This is a genomic window from Streptomyces sp. NPDC005402 (assembly GCF_040606575.1).
In the GTDB taxonomy this organism is placed as follows: domain Bacteria; phylum Actinomycetota; class Actinomycetes; order Streptomycetales; family Streptomycetaceae; genus Streptomyces.
On sequence record NZ_JBEXFB010000012.1, the window covers coordinates 1 to 17748 of the forward strand.

The 17748-nt window shown below is 67.6% G+C and carries 11 protein-coding genes; 7 read left to right on the forward strand and 4 right to left on the reverse strand.

Going from position 1 to position 17748, the window contains the following annotated elements; genetic code table 11:
* Positions 1–91: 91 nt before the first annotated feature.
* Together ABZT02_RS23405 and ABZT02_RS23410 are read right to left on the reverse strand one after the other, a co-directional pair.
* A complete protein-coding gene (locus ABZT02_RS23405; protein ID WP_356020164.1) occupies positions 92–223 on the reverse strand; it encodes a hypothetical protein in 132 nt (43 codons plus the stop codon).
* A 32-nt stretch (positions 224–255) separates the two neighbouring features.
* The gene (locus tag ABZT02_RS23410; protein ID WP_356020166.1) at positions 256–3720 is read right to left on the reverse strand and encodes a type ISP restriction/modification enzyme; all 3465 of its coding nucleotides are present in this window, start codon (positions 3718–3720) and stop codon (positions 256–258) included.
* A gap of 534 nt (positions 3721–4254) precedes the next feature.
* Here ABZT02_RS23410 and ABZT02_RS23415 point away from each other — a divergent pair.
* The 5 genes from ABZT02_RS23415 (at position 4255) to ABZT02_RS23435 (ending at position 11465) form a co-directional block, all read left to right on the forward strand.
* Positions 4255–4653, forward strand: a complete 399-nt coding sequence (locus tag ABZT02_RS23415) for an SseB family protein (protein ID WP_356020168.1) — start codon at positions 4255–4257, stop codon at positions 4651–4653.
* Complete coding sequence (locus tag ABZT02_RS23420; RefSeq protein WP_356020171.1) at positions 4650–5243, forward strand: hypothetical protein; 594 nt, start codon at positions 4650–4652, stop codon at positions 5241–5243. The genes ABZT02_RS23415 and ABZT02_RS23420 overlap by 4 nt, the downstream gene beginning before the upstream one ends.
* A complete protein-coding gene (locus ABZT02_RS23425) occupies positions 5243–10003 on the forward strand; it encodes a putative T7SS-secreted protein (RefSeq protein WP_356020173.1) in 4761 nt (1586 codons plus the stop codon). Before ABZT02_RS23420 ends, ABZT02_RS23425 begins: the two co-directional genes overlap by 1 nt.
* Entirely contained in the window at positions 10003–10449 is a 447-nt protein-coding gene (locus ABZT02_RS23430; protein WP_356020175.1) for a hypothetical protein, read from the forward strand. Before ABZT02_RS23425 ends, ABZT02_RS23430 begins: the two co-directional genes overlap by 1 nt.
* 695 nt (positions 10450–11144) lie before the next feature.
* Positions 11145–11465, forward strand: coding sequence for a hypothetical protein (locus ABZT02_RS23435; RefSeq protein ID WP_356020177.1), 321 nt, complete (start codon positions 11145–11147; stop codon positions 11463–11465).
* Between the two features lie 593 nt (positions 11466–12058).
* Here the strand turns inward: ABZT02_RS23435 and ABZT02_RS23440 are convergent.
* Positions 12059–12703: a protein kinase gene (locus tag ABZT02_RS23440; RefSeq protein WP_356020717.1), complete on the reverse strand. Its 645-nt coding sequence runs from the start codon at positions 12701–12703 to the stop codon at positions 12059–12061.
* Between the two features lie 528 nt (positions 12704–13231).
* Between ABZT02_RS23440 and ABZT02_RS23445 the strand changes: the two genes are divergently transcribed.
* The gene (locus ABZT02_RS23445) at positions 13232–15211 is read left to right on the forward strand and encodes an FUSC family protein (protein WP_356020721.1); all 1980 of its coding nucleotides are present in this window, start codon (positions 13232–13234) and stop codon (positions 15209–15211) included.
* Between the two features lie 3 nt (positions 15212–15214).
* Here the strand turns inward: ABZT02_RS23445 and ABZT02_RS23450 are convergent, their stop codons facing one another.
* On the reverse strand, positions 15215–16195 hold the full coding sequence (locus ABZT02_RS23450) for an endonuclease/exonuclease/phosphatase family protein (RefSeq protein WP_356020179.1): 981 nt from the start codon (positions 16193–16195) through the stop codon (positions 15215–15217).
* Between the two features lie 136 nt (positions 16196–16331).
* On the opposite strand from ABZT02_RS23450, the gene ABZT02_RS23455 reads away from it, so the two are divergent.
* On the forward strand, positions 16332–17684 hold the full coding sequence (locus tag ABZT02_RS23455) for an amidohydrolase (protein WP_356020181.1): 1353 nt from the start codon (positions 16332–16334) through the stop codon (positions 17682–17684).
* The last annotated feature ends 64 nt before the right edge of the window (positions 17685–17748 follow it).

Sequence of the window (17748 nt, forward strand, 5' to 3'; positions counted from 1 at the left end):
AACTCGCCGACCGCTACAAAGCCGGCATCCGCCTCGCCTCGCTCATCCTCTGGCTCCGGGAACCTACCCAAGATCATTTGTCAGACAGAACCTAGTACACCTCGGCGACCTGGACGATGTGGAAATCCGGTCCGAGTCGCTTGGCCGAGGCGAGGAGGCGCTCCCACTGCTCTGCTGCTGCGGCTTCTTTGCGGCTCTTCTTGCGCCGAAGGATTCCTAACATGGCCGCAGACTAGCCTGAAGTGCTCATGCCATTCACGTGGGCTCATGGTGAATGGAACCTCGGCGTGGGCGACCACGCACCCGCGAGGGATCGGCATGATCCGGCGCCGGCTCAGAGACAGGCTGAAGAGGGCTCACCGGCGCGGTTTCCAGGCCGTCCACGTCGGCCATACCAGGCAGCATCTCCTCGGCAGGGGCGGCGTGGCGTGGGGAGGCAGTGTGGGCGGGGGGCTCCAGGACACCCCTCCGGGTCAACTCGGCCACGTTGACGAGCGGGCCGGAGAGTACTCGGTCCAGGAGGGTCGCCTGTTCGGCTTCGAGGCTTGTCAGATGACGTAACACGCTCAGCACGTCGACCAGTTCGGTGCTCCACTCGGAGCGCCACCGATCGCTGCGCATACGGTCCAGCGGGCTGCCGATACGGCCTGTCGGCTTGCTGCTGCGGGCGGCGAACCAGTGGTCGAGTACTTTGCGGTGACCGACTTCGTAGTTCCTCATACGGGGGCTGACACCCGTGAAGACGCCGGTGCCGATGATCAGGGCCTGGCGCTGCTCGTCGTACTGGAGTGTGTCCGGTAAAGGCGTCGGTGTGATGCGAGTTGTGTACGTGATTCCGGGCTGAGCCGCTTGCCGCACCCCGGAAGGGCCGGGTGAGCGACCGTCGGTGGCATCGGCGTATCGGTCGCCGAAGGTGGATGCCCAGAGGATGCGGCGGCCGAGCCTGACGCCTTCGTGCCAGAAACCGCGGTCCGCGGTGAGGGGGAGGCGTACGCCAAGGGAGTTGAGGTCTTCTGCGAAGGTCTCAGTGAAGGCTGGATGGGCGGTGATTCCGGCTATGTAAGCGGCGAGATCCTCTACGGTCACCGCTGGCAACCCGAAGGAATTGGCCAAGTGTTCCAAGAGACCGGGCGCGGTGTTCGGTGAACCGTCCGCATGCTTCAGCGGGAGGACCCGGCCTCCGTTGTTGTTGAAGTAGTGCACGTCCGGCACGAGCGACGTGAATACCAACGCCGGCCCGGTGGAAATGGGTTGCCTGTGTTGTTCGACGATGAAGAGTTGATCGTCGCGTTGGCACCGCCAGAGCTCCGGCCTGGGGTAGTCGACGACTCGGCCGTCGGGGATCAGCCACTGACGGTCGAAACTCCGGCGGGCGATGGAGACAGGCTCCGGGCATGCGGCTCGCTCTGCGTTGAGGGCCTTGCTCGGTACGGGGTACCCCGGGAACGGCCGCGGCCGACTGTTCATATGCCGGTCACGTGTCTCCTTCATGAGCGTCTGCCGCATCGCGGCGTCGTCTTCGTGTACAAGCCTCTCCCAACGCTGCCGCAGGACATCGGGGTCGGGTCCGACCACCCACGTCCGGTTGGGATTGAAGCCGGGCTTGAACCAGGGCAGCAGGGACCCGATCGCAGGGAACGTGTCCCAGTCACGTTCGGAAGCGGGCGTGAAGGGGGCATACCAGTCGGACCGGACAGTTCGCCAGCCAGCGCCGTCAATAGCCAGCGTACGCAGTTGCGCAGCCTTCTCCGCGCGGCTGCCGTGGAGGGCGGTGTAGTGCACCGGCGCGATGTCCTTCGACTTCGTGTCGCGGTGTCTCACGAAGATTGCGACGGCGAGTTCGCGCTGCACACCAGGAAAGAATCGACTGGAAATGGGCGGCTGCTTCTTGCGTTCCGGAGTCAGATCGATGATCCACCCTTCCGAGCAGGTACTTCGCAGATATTCGCGCATACCCTGGAATGCCTGGCCGCGCAGGAATCCCGCCGTCGAAACAAAGCTCACGATTCCCTGATCGTGGTCAGGGCGATGTTGCTCGAAGACCTTGTGCGTCGCCCAACGCCAGAAGTAGACATATAAGTTCTTGAGTTTGTTTTCGTGTCGACCGTTCCTGCCGCCGAGCCGGAAGCGGTCGAGGAGTGGTGGGCCGTGTCCCTCCGATCCTGATTCGATCCACCCGCCCTCGCCCTGCGCCCGCTCACGGTCCGGAGGATTACCGATGACGACCGTGAGACGCTCCTCTCGCTTGATCAGGTTCGCCTTCTCCGCGTCCATCCTCAGCGGCGCCATCGCGGCTCCGCCTGTGTCGAAGAGGTCCGACGGTCGCCAGGGGTCGGCCAGGGTGTCGGTGAGGTGCAGCCGGAGATCTCGCAGCGGGATGTCCGCGTCCTGGGCGCGCAGCGTCTGCGCGATGCGCATCTGGGCCACGGCGTAGGCGGCCATCTGCTTCTCGAAGCCTATGAGCCTGCGGGAGAGCCCTTCTACCGCTTCGGCCCGGAAGCCCTCGTTCCCGCCCGCGGACCGCCGCCCGGCCACGAGGCCGATGATGGAGCTGAGAAAGGTGCCGGTGCCCATCGCGGGATCGATGATGGAGACGCGCTCATCAGCGAACCCCTCAGGGCAGTCGAGCTTCAGACGCAGGATTTCGTCGACGAGGCGGACCATTTCGTCGACGAGCGGCGCAGGTGTGTAGTAAGTACCGGATGCCTTGCGCAGGTTGGGATCGTACTCCTGCAGGAAATGCTCGTAGAGGTGGATATGGGCATCGGGTTCACGTTGGAGGATCGCAGGCCAGTCGACTGCGTCAATGACGCGGACCAGCATGTCGAGGCTGTTCCTGAATTGACCCTCCACGTGATCGGTGAGGATCTGAAGGGCCCTTCCCATCACGGTGTGGTCGGCTCCGAGCTGCCGCCCTACTTCGTGCAAACTCTGCTCGGAGAGGGGGATGCGCTCTGCCTTGGCCAGCAACAAGGCGAACGTGACGGTCTGGGCGTAGCGATCCGCAAAGGCGATATGGGGGTCCCGTTCGTCGGTTCTCGGGAACAGAACGTTCTCCCAGGTCTTGGCCAGGTCGGTGAACGGCCGCTCGCGACGGCCCGCAGGGCCTCGCGCCTCATCCTCCAGGCGGTCCACGACCTCGGCCCTCAACAATCCGCAGAGCGGAGCGATCGACCCCACCAACTGCCTTATGGTGCGAAGGGGTTCGGGTTGCCAGCTCAGGAACTCACGCAGCAGTCGCTCGAACGCGGTGGACGATGGTCCGGCAGCGTGGAGACGTGTACCGGCGTGATACAGATCGCCCGTCAGACGCACGGTCTCACCGTGCTGCTGGCCGAGCCGGTAGAGCATCCAGCTCTGACCGTTCGTGTAGATCAAGTTGGGTAACTTGGACATGCCCTCCCACTGCTTGCGGTCGTTCCCCCGCAGTGCGCCCGGGCTGATGTCGGCCTTGCCCGGACTCTTCAACTCGACGTAACCAACGATCCGTTGCCGGTCCTGCCCGACGCGGGCCGCGAGATCCGGACGGATCCCGAGATCGGGGCGTCTGGCCTCGGGGTGGAGATGCAGTTCAAGGCCCAGCTCTGTGGCCGCGGCGATCAGGAGGTTCTCCACCGGCCGTCGGATCGCCGCCTCGTCTTCCGCCACGTGCCCGAGGATCTGCCTGCACTCTGCCCCGAACCCAGCGACGATCTGATCGATCCAGCCCTTGGCCGCCATCCGCGCCGCCCCCCGTAGGCTCGCTCACCGGAATCCTCGGACTACTCACGGTAAGTACGGATCAGTGAATCGTCGAGGGTGCCCGCGGCAACCACGGTGAGAAGGGGGCTCGGCGCGCCCTGCGTGGCACCCCGTCCGCCAGCCGCTTCCGGCCGACATACCCGACGCGGATCCTGGCTTCCTCCGTGATCAGCCGGAAGTGGATGCGGCCCGGGGCGGGCTGGAAGCGCACATGGAGGCTGAACAGTTGCCCCGGAAGGCGACCTTGGGGTGGTTCCGTTCCCGTCGCCTCCGATTCTGCCCGATCACCGTCACTGCGCGAGTCACCGGTGGAATCGGAGTGCGCATCTTGGGGGAATGCGGCTTTCCAGGCATGGAGCGGCGTCGGCGTTTGTCAGGAGGGGCGCCCGGATGGGTTGACGTGCGGCTGACCGCGCGCGGCCGAGATGCGGCTGGTGTTCCCTGAATTCAACGGTCTAGCATGATCGTTCACTTGTGCGACGTTCGATGAGGGCTACGACGGGGGCGGCTGGCGTGAGTGCCGAGGCGTTGCGTGACCGGCTGACGGATTTGGCGGCGTCCGGGCAGGGTGACCTGCGGGCACTGGTAGGGGAGTTCCGGCGCGGCGAGGTGTTGGTACCGGTGGTGGACGGCTCCTTGTTGTCGGCGGAGTCGGGCGGTATCCGCTGGCTCTTCGCGTTCACGGACGAGGAGGCGCTGAGGCGATTCGCGGAGGCGCGGGGTGAGCCTGTGCCGGAGCGAATACCGGTGTACGGGGCGCGACTGCTGGACCAGGTGGTCCCCGCTGTGGGCGGTCCGGTGGGCATCGCGGTGGACGCGGGGAGCCCGACGGGGTTCGTCCTGCCGCCGGTTGCGGGGATCGTGCCTGACGCGGTGGCTGTGGACGTGGCCTCGAAGGAGTCGGCGGCATGAGCGAGGGCTACCAGGTCGATCCGGAGGCGATGCAGCGGATCACCCGGGGTATCAACCAGGCGATGGCGGAGCTGAAGGAGTTCGGCTTCGACATCGAGGCGAACCTGGGCCGCGGTTTCGACGACCTGTCCCTGACGGACCTTGAGGTGGGAGACGACGGTCTCCAGCAGGTGTTCGCGGATTTCTGCGACCGCTGGGGCTGGGGTGTGCGCTCGTTGATGGGGGACGCGAACGAGTTCGCGGGCCGATTGGGGTTGTCGGCGGGGATCTACCACGAGCAGGAGCAGTACGTCTCGAACACGCTGAAGTCGGTGTGGACGGCCGGCACGGGCAATCCTTACCTCTCCCCGGAGGAGGTGAAGGAACGTTCCTGGTCGGAGACGTTGAAGGACAACCCGGTCTCGCAGGTGGCGAATGCGGACTACAGCGCGGAGTCCTTCACGTCGGGCCAGGACGAGGTGAAGGCGGCCTGGTCGCAGGCGGCGGAGGACATGGAGACGTCGACGGTGACGCCGGACGCGTTCTTCGATCCGCGGACCGACTGGCAGTGGAGCGGGCCTCCCTCCGCCGATGAGCAGGGTGAGGGCTGATGGGGTTCGGAGATCTGGTCGACGATTTCGGAGACGGCCTGGAGAGCGCGTCCGACAGCCTGAACAAGAGCGTCGGCGAGGCGGTCGGCTGGGGCGCGGACAAGACGGCGGGGCTGCTGTCGGACGTGGGCGCGGACGGTGCGGCCGAGAAGGTCCGCGACGTCGGCGAGAGCGTGAACAACCGCCTGGGCGGCACGGTTTCGGAGCGCGCGCTGGGCGATTCCGAGGACCCGAAAGAACTCGTCCACGGCAGCGAGCCGGCGCTGCGCGAACGGGCCCGGCATCTACGGAAGTTCGCGGGAGCGTTCGAGAACGTCGGCCAGGGCATGCGGTCGCTGGACCCGGGCGAGTGGCGGGGCCAGGCGGCGGACGCCTTCCGCGCGAAGTTCGACGTACAGCCCAAGCAGTGGCTGACCGCGGCGGACGCGTGTACGGCGGCGGCCACCGCGCTGGACGCCTACGCGGACATGGTGCGGTGGGCGCAGCAGCAGGCGCAGTTGGCGATCGACACCTACCGCAAGGCGCAGGAGAGCAGTCAGAAAGCGGAGGAGGCTTACCGGGCTGACGAGAAGAGGTACGCGCAGGCAGCCGAGCAGTACGACGCGAAGGCCCTGGCGGGCCAGGACCCCGGTGCGAAGCCGACCGAGCTGGGAACCTACGTCGACCCGGGGACGGCGGGTCGCGAGGAGGCGCAGGAAATCCTGTCCGATGCCCGCCGCCGACGCACGGACGAAGCCGAGGACGCCCGCCGCAAGCTGACCGCCGCTCTGGAGTCGGCCCCGCCCAAACCGGAGTTCACCGACCGCCTGGGCGCCGACGCGTCGGACCTGTTCGTCGGCACCCAGCTCAACTCGGTCCACGTCCTGGGCGGCCTGCTGCGCGGTGGCACGGACATGCTGAAACTGGCCCGCACGGTCAACCCGCTGGACCCCTACAACCTGACCCACCCCGGCGACTGGTCGAAGAACTCCAGCATGTTGCTGGCGGGCCTGGTGGGCACGGCGGCCCACCCGGAGCGGCTGCCGATGTCGTTGCTGGGGACGGGGTGGAGCAGTGACCCAGGGGACGCGGGCGGGTACTTCATCTCGAACCTGATCGGCGGAAAGGGCGCGGGGGGTGTGGGCCGGGCCGCGCTGAAGGATGCCCTGCGTGGAGCGGCCAGGGACGCGGCGACGGGAGCAGCGCGCAGCGGCACGCGGCGGGGGCTCATGGACGTCGCCCGGGAGCTGAAGTGCAAGATCTTCGGCAGCGACCCGATCGACATGGCCACCGGCCGCATGTCCCTGCCGGTCACGGACGTGACGTTGCCGGCGAGGCTGCCGCTGGTCTTCTCCCGCCAGTTCGAGTCGTCGTACGAGGCAGGCCGCTGGTTCGGCCCGAAGTGGACATCCACCGCCGACCAGCGCCTGGAGGTGGACGCGGAGGGCGTCATCTTCGTCCGCGAGGACGGTTCCCTGCTGGCCTACCCGCACCCCGCCCCCGGCGTACCGACGCTCCCCCTGGCTGGTGAGGGGCACCCGCTGACCGTTGACGCGTACGGCGACTACACCGTCACCGACCCGGAGACCGGCCGCGTATGGGACTTCGCGGGGCCGGGCGGCGACGGCAATGGCGTCGCACTGCTCTCCCAGATCATCGACCGCTCCGGAAGCCAGTGGCTGACCTTCGAGTACGACGACCAGGGCGCCCCTACCGGGATCGTGCACTCCTCCGGCTACCACGTGAAGATCACCACTGCCGAAGGCCGGATAACCGACTTGCACCTGGCGACCGGCGACCAGGCCGTCGAGATGGTCCTCTTCGGCTACGACGACCACGGCCACCTCGCCGCCGTGACGAACTCCTCGGGCCTGCCGACCCGCTTCACCAACGACACGACCGGCCGGATCACCGCCTGGACCGACACCAACAACTCCTCCTACCACTACGTCTACGACGACGAGGACCGCTGTGTCTCGCAGGGCGGCGAGGCCGGCCACCTGAGCTACACCTACACCTACGGCGAGCCCGATCCGGATACCGGCCATCGGATCGTCACCGCGGTCAACTCCCTGGGCCACAGCACCCGTTACGAGATCAACGGCGACCTGCAGGTGGTGTCCGAGACCACGCCCGACGGTGAGACGACCCGCACCACCCACGATGCCGCCCACCGCCCCCTGACGGTCACCGACCCGCTGGGCCGCACGGTGAGTTACGCCTACGACGAGGCGGGCCGCACGGTCCTGGCCATTCGCCCGGACGGCCGCTACACCAGCATCGCTTACGACGACCAGGGCATGCCGGTGGCCATATCCGGCCCTGACGGCACTCACGTCACCCAGCAGTTCGACGAGTTCGGCAACCGCACGGCCGTTACCGACACCGCCGGGACCACGACCTGCTTCACCTACGACGACCTCGGCCACCTGGCATCCGTCACCGACGCCCTCGGACACACCACCCGGGTCCGCTGCGACCCCGCAGGCCTCCCCCTGGAGATCACCGACCCGCGGGGGCCGGTGACCAGCTACGAACGAGACACCTTCGGCCGGCCAGTCACCATCACGGACCCACTCGGTGAGGTCACCCACTTGGAGTGGACCGTCGAGGGCCGCCTGTCCCGCCGTACGGCGGCAGACGGCACGTCGGAATCGTGGACGTACGACGGCGAGGGCAACTGCACGTCCCACACGGACGCGTTGGGCGCCGTTTCCCGCTACGAGTACACCCACTTCGACCTGCTGTCCGCCCGCACCGGCCCGGACGGCGTGCGCTACGAGTTTGCCCACGACACGGAACTCCGCCTGACGCAGGTCACCAACCCGCAGGGTCTGACGTGGAGTTACACCTACGACCCGGCGGGCCGTCTGATCGCGGAGACGGACTTCGACGACCGTACGGTGTCCTACGAGCATGACGCGGCGGGCCAACTGACCACGAAGACCACCGCCTTGGGCCAGAGCATCCGCTTCGAGCGGGACGTGCTGGGCCGGGTGGCGCGCAAGGACGCGGCGGGTCAGGTGTCGGGATATGTGTACGACGAGACGGGCGGCCTGGCCGAGGCGGCCGGCCCGGACGCGGTCCTGACCCTGCGGCGGGACGAGGCGGGCCGGGTGCTGTCCGAGACGGTCGACGGCCGCACCCTCACATACGCCTACGACGCCCGGGGCCGTCGCATCGGCCGGACCACCCCGACCGGGGCGACCAGTACGTGGACGTACGACGTGGCCGGCCGCCGTACCGGCATGGTGGCATCGGGCCGCACCCTCGACTTCACATACGACGAGGCGGGCCGTGAACTGACCCGCCGCATAGGCGAGTCGGCGACCCTGACCAACGCGTACGACCCCCTGGGCCGCCTGACGAAACAGGAACTCACCGGCCCGGCCGGCCGACGTCTCCAGCACCGCGCCTACACCTACCGCGCCGACGGCAACCTGACCGCCGTGGACGACGATCTGAACGGCCTCCGCCGCTTCGACCTCGACACGGCGGGCCGGGTGACCGCCGTCCACGCGGCGAACTGGGCGGAGGCGTACGCCTACGACGAGGCGGGCAACCAGACGCGGGCGTCCTGGCCGACCGGTCACCCGGGCCAGGAGGCGACCGGAGCCCGCTCCTACACCGGCACGCGTATCACTCGCGCGGGCAACGTCCGCTACGAACACGACGAAGCCGGGCGCATCACCCTGCGCCAGAAGACCCGCCTGTCCCGCAAGCCGGACACCTGGCGCTACGCCTGGGACGCCGAGGACCGCCTCTCGTCGGTGACGACCCCGGACGGCACCACCTGGCGCTACCGGTACGACCCCCTGGGCCGCCGCACAGCCAAGCTCCGCCTGGCCGACGACGGCGAAACCGTCGTCGAACGAGTCGACTTCACCTGGGACGGCACCACCCTCTGCGAACAGACCACCACCTCCCAAGACCTGCCCCACCCGGTCACCCTGACCTGGGACCACAAGGGCCTGCACCCGATCGCCCAGACCGAACGCATCACGGCCGCGGACGTCCCGCAGGACGAGATCGACTCCCGCTTCTTGGCAATCGTCACAGACCTGGTCGGCACCCCGACCGAACTCATCGACGAACAGGGCGACATAGCCTGGCGCACCCGGAGCACCCTCTGGGGCACCACGGCGTGGACGGCGGACAGCACCGCATACACGCCGCTCCGCTTCCCGGGCCAGTACTTCGACCCCGAAACGGGTCTTCACTACAACTACTTCCGCCACTACGACCCGGAAACCGCGCGCTACACCACGTCTGACCCACTGGGCCTCACCCCCGCACCCAACCCCACCACCTACGTCGTCAACCCTCTGACCTGGGCTGACCCCGTCGGCCTCACGCCATGCATCCCGAAGGGGGAAAGGGGCAACCCCTTTGAAAGGCGCGCGGATGCGGAAAGAGCAGCGTTTGAGGTGGCGGGAGTGCCATATGGAACGACCCCGGATGCGGAGTGGGTTGTCATGGGAGACAAAACACTCAAGAACATGCCCGGTCACGTCTACTCTCCGGACGAAACCCACTGGGGAAATTTCCGCCAATTCGAGACCGAAAACGGGTCTCGCGTGATCGTGGAACACACGCACGATCCAGCAGGACCACATTTCCATGCCGGCGCGCCGAAGGGGCGCACGCTTGAAGACCAGACGCGAAGTGAAGTAAATTTCGGCTGGGATAGCACTGTGGAAGGTTATAGAACCATGGAAAGATATAGAGCGCTCGACAAGCCCGGAGGAGATCATCATTTCTTCCATACTGGAGGGAATTAATGTCTCAGCACGAGAAAGTCTTGCTTGAGAAATTGCAGGCAAGCGGACTGGAAGTAATCGAGATTACCGGAAATCAGTCACCCCCCTCTGTTGATCAGGCGTGGATGACGATTGCGAACTTCGAAGTGCGACCAACGGCCAGCACCCCTCTGGAGGGAGAAGGTGTTGCCTCGCGGCTGAATTCTCTCTGGCTTCGGAATGCCCGGCTATCTGGAGTGATTTCCGAAGACGGTTCTTTCCTGATCACGATTGTCAGTACGGGGAGCCACGAAATTGGCTGGGTATGTGTTCGCTGGATGCCAGAATTTGATGTGACACGCCTGATTGATGACCAAGGAAAGGTGGAATTTATTGCTCGGTCAATCAGTGGCCATCACGTTTGCGGCGTAACGGCTGAGGAATACGAGTACTGGATTGTCAGCCTGGATGTCAGCGAACCCCTATAGTGATGGGCGGCGAGTATCAGAGATCATCTCATCTTCACTTGATGTGAGGGGCAGCAGTTCGATGCCGGATCTGCGTCCGAGGGCTCCGTAAATTTGTCGCGGAGGCATACAAGCATGGCTGACCAGGGCCCAGGGCGGCTCCAGATCTACGAAGTGGAAGAGGCCGGCTCTCGGTCAGCCACATGCGTCGTACGCTGCGTAGGTGGAGTAGTGCGCACCGGACAGCACTTTGACGCCGGATCTGCGAACGAGGACCCAAACGCGACCTTGCAAGTGACGTTGGAATGGATCAATCGCTACGGACGTTTCGTAGATTTTTTTGATCCACCTCACAATGCAAAGGTCTACTTCACCGGAGGCGGGGTCGCTCTATTGAAAGCGGGTTTGACAATCACCTCAACCTCCTGACCCAAAGTGGGTATTCGAATTTATTCCGGAAACTCCGGTGAGTGGAGGGCGGTTGGGCCTGCTCTGCCGGGAACGGGTGCTGGCGAGTGGCGAAGAAGTCGCGCGATTCTATTACCCCGGAGAAATCAGTGGCCAGCAATGAACTGCGTATGAAGCTCCAGTATCGGAGAGAGGGAGAGTAGGTGTCGAAACTCTCGAAATCGCTTTCCGGTATTCACGCCTTCGGATTTGCGCAAGACGATGAAATGTCAGATTGGATGAACCATGAGCCTGTAGAGGTCACGTAAATGGATGCTCGCGAGTTCATTGCAGTGACCCGCAAAATCCTCGACCCTGAATCCGTTGCGCGGGAACGCGCAGCCGACGAAGTTATCGACCTGTTGGGCTCCTATTCGCCCGCCCAGGTGTCGACTTTGGTGACGCTGCTCTCGGCGGTTGCAGCCTCCGAGAAGGAGAAGCCAGCGTTGGAGGCCGAGCTGCACGCGATCCTTGAGCTAATGTCCACCGGCCATGTCGCCTTTGGTCATATCGCGCAGCTGCAGGACATTCGACTTGATGAGTTGCCACCTGAGCTTCGCGAATATGTCACCGACTTGCTTGAAAGTTGACGCAAAGGCCACTGAGGGTGAGATGTTGCACACTGTGGAAAGGCTCGAGCTGGAATTCCAGAACTGTCATTATCGCCCTGATGTGGATTTTCCGCCGTCGATTTTGTGTGCATTCACAGTCGACCCCCTTGGGGATCGTGCGGCGTACGTCAAGCGCCTGCGGTCGGCACTTTCGGCCGCAGCGAATGTGGGAGTTACTGCCGACTTCGAAGAAGAGGATCTCCCGATCGGCGACGTTCCCGAGTGGCTCAGCGCTATCGGGGTGGAGGGTGGGGAGCGGGCTCCAGATTTTGCGAAGAGCGGGCGAGACGCTTATGTGGGACAAACTGGGCAACGCCCGTGGTCACTCCAGAACTGGCTCCACCGTTTCGACCCCGACGACGACTCCAGGGGCTGGGAATGGTGGGACGTCACACCGGCAGGGTCATCCCGTGTCCGGATCTGGGTCGACAACTGGGGGGAACCCTTCTTCGGGTGCCTGGATCTGCTTTGGGTGGCGTACGCGGCCGGTGCCCACCATGTCGAAGGGCCTACGGCGCGACGATCCGAAGAGTGGGTCACAGAAGCGAAGAATTCGGTGTGACGAAAGCTGGTCACTTCCACTGTGCGAGGTCGGCGGTGAAGTCGGCGTAGGAGCGGTTTCGGCTGGGGTCGCAGGAGGTCACGTAGCCGTGGGTGACCGCCTTCTCGATCACCTTGGGGGCGTGGCTCTCCAGGTATCGCGGTTGGGTGAGGCGGCTCTTGAGGAGTTCCTTGGAGCCGCCGGGGATGGTGCCCAGGTTTCTCCGCCGGTCCTGCTGCGTGAGCTTCCAGGCCGAGTTGAGCTTGGTGAACGCTTCGGGGAACAGCATCAGCCAGGCCTCCATCTCGTCGGCGGCGAGGGCCATGCATGCCGGCGTGCCGAGCACGGTGTTGGGGGCGGTGAGGGACGCGCTGGACTCGGTGAAGACCGCGAGACCGAAGTCGATGATCTTCGGTCCGTTCGGGCCGAGGAGGATGTTGGCGGGCTTGAGGTCCCGGTGCAGCAGGCCCTGCTTGTGGACTCCGGCGAGCGCCTCGGCGAGCGTGGCGCCCAGGGAGGCGGTCAGGACCACGGGCAGCGGACCGTGGGTGTGGACGTGCTTGCGGAGGTCCGGCCCGTCGATGTACTCCGTGGCCAGCCAGGGCTGTTCGGCCTCCGCGTCCGCGTCGAGGAACCCCGCGATACGAGGACCCCAGATCGTCTTGAGGACCTCGATCTCCGGGCGAAGCGCAGACGCGTCTCGGAATCCACCACGGACGGCTTGATGACCTTCACCGCCGCGGGCTCCCCACCAGGAGACTCACCGAGGTAGACCTGGCCTATGCCGCCGTGACCGATGCGCCCGAGCAGCTCGAAACCGCCGAGTTCGGTCGGGTCCTCGGGGCTCAGCGGAGCCGCGTTCACGTGGGTCGTCCTTTCGCCCTGGTCAGCGCTGTATGTCAGCAGTCGTGACCGTAGTCCAAGAGGGGGCGGCCGACTCTGGTCTTGGCTGATCGGATCCCCGCTCCTCGTGCTCCCGCAGCCCATTGCGTTCATAAAGAACGTGGCTTGTGCATGCATCGTCACACGCGGGTAACACAAGCGTCCCGGACCGTCCAAGAACGCGATCTACCGTGGAGACCACAGACCACAGACCACAGACCACAGACCACAGACCACAGACCACCGCCCGGCCACCGTCGCCCGAAGGCACACCCCCGCCTCCCCCGACGACAGGAGCCCTGTGTCCCGCCCCGCCGTACGGATGCACCTACCGCCCTGGCTCGCGCACACCCTCCGTGCCCAGCGCGGGCCGATCCCCTGGAACGCGGTCGCGCGGGGAGCCTTGTCCGCCGGGCCCCTCCTTCTTGCCGCCGTGCTCGTCGAGCAGACCTCACTCGGTGTCGTCGCCGCCATCGCCGCCATGCTCGCCGGGATCAACGACCGGCCCGGGAGCCGGCGGGTCTCCGTGAAGAGGATCGGGGCGCCCGCGCTCGCGGGGGCGATCGGCATGGTCGTCGGGACGTACGCGGGGGAGTACCTGGGGGCCGTGGCCCTCACCGTTCTCCTCACCCTCGTCGGCCTGGTCGCCGGTGGCATCAGCGCCGTCGGGCCCGTCGCCTCCGGGGCCGGTACGCAGTTGCTCGTCGCGTCGGCGATCGGCGCGGGCATGCCGTTGCCGGAGGAGGGATGGCTCAGGGCGGTCTGCTATCTCGGCGGGGCCTGCTGGCTGATCGCGCTGCGGCTGGTGCTCCCCACCCCGGGCGCCATCGCCGGGGACTTCCGGTTCGACGGGGAGCGGGAAGCCGTCGCCGGGGTGTACGACGCCGTCGCCCAGCTTCTCGACGCCGTCGGCTCCGAGCGTGCCACCGACCGGCGCGTGGCGCTCACCGCCGCTCTCGATCACGCGCAGGACGCCCTCACCGGCCCCCGGCTGCGGCGGTACGCCAGCTCGGCCGCCGAGCGCCGGCTGCACGCGCAGTACGCCGCCGCGCTGCCGCTCGCCGAGGCCGCCACCGCGCTCGCCTGGGCGGCGGAAGCGGTGCCCGGGCGGGCCTCCGCGGGGCCCCGGCGGCTCGCCGCCGCCGTACGGGAGAACACGCACACCGGGCCGTTGCCCGCGCCCAGTCGGTCGGGGCCCGCCCTGCGGGCGCTCGACGACGCGTTGCTGCGGGCCGCCGAGGCGTTCGACCGGGGCCGGGGCGGGGATCTGCACACGCGCCGGCTCACCGTCCGAGCCCTGCTGCGGTCCGTCTTCGGGGCCGGCGGGCGGGAGTACGGGCTGCGGGTCGCCCTCTGCTTCGGGGCCAGCGTCGCCGTGGCACAGGCCCTGCACCACTCCCACTGGTACGGGGAGCACCAGCACTGGTACTGGCTGCCCGCCACCGCCGTCTTCCTCGTCAAGCCCGACCTCGGACCGCTGGCCTCCCGGGTGCTGTGCCGGGCCGCCGGAACCGTCCTGGGGGCGCTGGTCTTCGCCGGGTTCGCGCTCGTGCTGCCGCGGCCCGAAGGGCTCATCGCGCTCGTCGCCGTCAGCGGGGCGCTCATCCCCGTGGCGACCCGGCACTTCGCCGCGCAGACCGCCGTCGTCACGGTCCTCGTCCTGGCGCTCGTCATGGTCGGCGGCGAACCGCAGGCCTCCGTCGGCCGGATCACCGAGACCCTGCTCGCCTGTGCCATCGTGCTGATCGTGGGGCATCTGCCGATGCCGGGTCAGCGGGGCGGCGGAGTGCGGTCCCGGCTGGCCGCGGCGGGCGGGGCGGCGCAGGCGTACCTCGCGCATGTCCTGCGGGAGACCGAGCGGCCCGCCCAGCGGGGGTCCGTACAGCCCGTCCTGCGGGAGACCTCGCGGCCTGTCCCGCGCGTCGCCGAGTCCGCCGTACGAGGCGGGCCCACCCAGGACACACGCGCCGAGGCCACTCCCACCGAGGACACCCGCGCTCTGCGCTGGACCCTCCGTCGTGAGGCGTACCGCTCGCTCGCCGAGGCCCGTACCGCCATCGCCCACGCCGCCGCCGAACTCCCCGCGCTCGCCCGGCACTCGGAGGGCGCCGACGAGATCGTCGCCGTGCTCGAGCGGATCGTGGACACGACCACCGCGTGCGCCGTCCACCTCGACGACTCCGGGCGGCTCACCCCCGAACAGGTCCGCCGGCTCACCGAACTCCTCGACGAACTCGGCCGACTCGACGAGGGGCGGGGGCGCGTGGGAATCCGGCTGCCCGAGATCCCCCTCGCCGGTTAGGAGTTACACACGCACCCACACCGGGGCGTGGTCAGACCCGGGTGTCGCCACCCGCTTGCGCGGGTCCTCGTCCACCGACGCAAGTACGAGGGCGTCGTCCCGGTGCTCGGGCAGACCCGTCCCCGCCTCCGCGATGCGGCGGGCCAGACGGTGGCTCACCAGGATGTGGTCGATCAGCTCGGCGCGTCCGAAGCTGACGCGGGAGAAGCGGCGCTTCTCGGGTATGCACGGGGCGATGTCCCACAGCCGGAACGGATCGCCCAGGTCGGACTTGTGGAAGGCACGCGGTTTGTCGAGCTCGGAGCCGGGCGGGCCGAGCAGGATCTGTGTGGTGGCGGCGTTCACCACGTCGTTCATGTCGCCGAGGACGATCACGTCGCGTTCGGTCCCGGCGCCTTCGAGCAGGAAGTCCGCGAGGGCGCGCAGGGTCGTCGCCTCGGCCGCCCGCCGGTAGAGGGCGTAGGCGCCGAAACGGGCCCGTTCGGCCTCGTCGTGCGGCTGGAAGCGGCTCCTGCCCCCGGGGCCCGGATACGACAGCAGCTTCGACTTGAGATGGGCGACGGCCACCTGGAGCGCCCCGTCCCCGGTGTCGGTCTCCACCGCGAGGAAGCCGCGGCTGGTCTCGCTGTCGTGCGCGTCCGGCCCGGTGCCGTCGTCGCCCTGCACGGGGCGCAGCCCCTCCGCGAACACGTGGGTGTCCCGCCGTATCCGCAGCGGTGTACGGCTGAGGAAGCCGACGCGGATGCCCCTGTGGTCCGCGTGCCGGGACAGCGCGATGTGCCACTGCCCGCCGACGGCCTTGGCCAGGTCGGCGAGCGTCTCCTCCTGCCTGACCTCCTGAACGCCCAGCAGGGTCGGGTCGAGCGCGGTGATCACGGAGGCGAGGGCCTCCACTTTCGCCTCGTACTCGGCCTCGCTCCTGGGGGCGCCGTCGCCGCTGCGCGGCAGCATCAGATTCTCCAGGTTCCAGGTGCCGACGAGCATGCCGGACCCCTTCCGGAAGGCGTACGACGGGCGGTGACGAGACCAGGGTGCCGACGCCGGCGCCGCCGCGACAGGGCGGCGTCGGGATGCGCGGTTCACTCACTGCGAGGGCACGACCGCGTCGTACGGTGCTTGTATGACGCCTTCTCCCGCAGGTCTCATCATCACCCCGTGCACGGTCCTCACGCACGACGATCAAGAGCGGGTGGAGTTCGTGCGGGACGCCGCGATCGTCGTCCGGGACGGTGTCGTCGACTCGGTGATCAGCAGTGCGCGGGCCGAGGAACTGCCCGCGGCGGAGCGCATCGACGCGCGGGGGCAGATCGCCCTGCCCGGGCTCGTCAACTGCCACACCCACGCGCCCATGGTCGCCCTGCGCGGGATCGCCGAGGACCTGCCGACCGAGGAGTGGTTCAACGACGTCGTCTGGCCGATCGAGTCCAACCTCACCGAGAAGGACGTGGAGTTGGGGGCCCGGCTGGCCTGCGCCGAGATGATCCGGGGCGGTGTCACCTGCTTCGCCGACCACTACTTCTCGATGGACGCCGTCGCCGCCGTCGTCGAGGAGTGCGGCATGCGCGCGCACCTCGGGGAGGCGTACTTCTCCTCGCAGGGGGCCCAAGGCCGGGAGAAATCACTGGAGTTCGCGCTGCGGCACCGCGGCGCCGCCGGTGGCCGCATCACCACGGCGCTCGCCCCGCACGCGCCCTACACCGTCGACGACACCGACCTCGCCGCGACCGCCTCGCTCGCCCACGAGCACGGTCTCCCCGTCCACCTCCATGCCTCCGAGAACCGCGACCAGGCCGAGACGAGCCTCGCCCGGCACGGCATCACGCCCATCGAGGTGCTGCGGCGCACCGGGATCCTCGACACGGACGTCCTGATCGCGCACGGCAGCGGCATCCTCGACCGGGACCTGCCCGCACTCGCGAGTGCCGCCGGACGTACGGCGGTTGCGACCGCCCCGCGCGGCTACCTCAAGTTCGCCTGGCCCACCACGACGCCCGTCCGTGCCCTGCGCGACATCGGCATCCCCGTCGGACTCGCCACGGACGGGGCCGCCTCCAACAACTCCCTCGACGTGTGGGAGTCGATGGCGCTCACCGCGCTGATCCAGAAGTCCACCACCGGCGACCCACGCTGGCTGACGTCCCGTCAGGCGCTGCACCACGCAAGCCTTCAGAGCGCCCGGGCGGTCGGGCTCGGTGACGTCGTCGGCAGCATCGCGCCCGGCCGCCGCGCCGACATCATCCTGGTCGACCTCACCGGCCCGCACACCCAGCCCGTCCACGATCTCGCCGCGACCCTCGTCCACAGCGCCCGCTCCTCCGACGTCCGCACGACGATCGTCGACGGTCGTGTGCTGATGCGGGACCGCGAGCTGCTGACCATCGATCTGGACGCGGTCGTAGGGGAGTTGGGGGAGCGGATGCCCGCACTGCTGGACCGGAGCCATGGCAGGCGGATCCAGGACTACAAGACCTGAAATCCGGTCGCGGAGAAGCACTTTGACGCCAACCGCCGGTGACCCGGCGGTCGCGTCAGGTGGT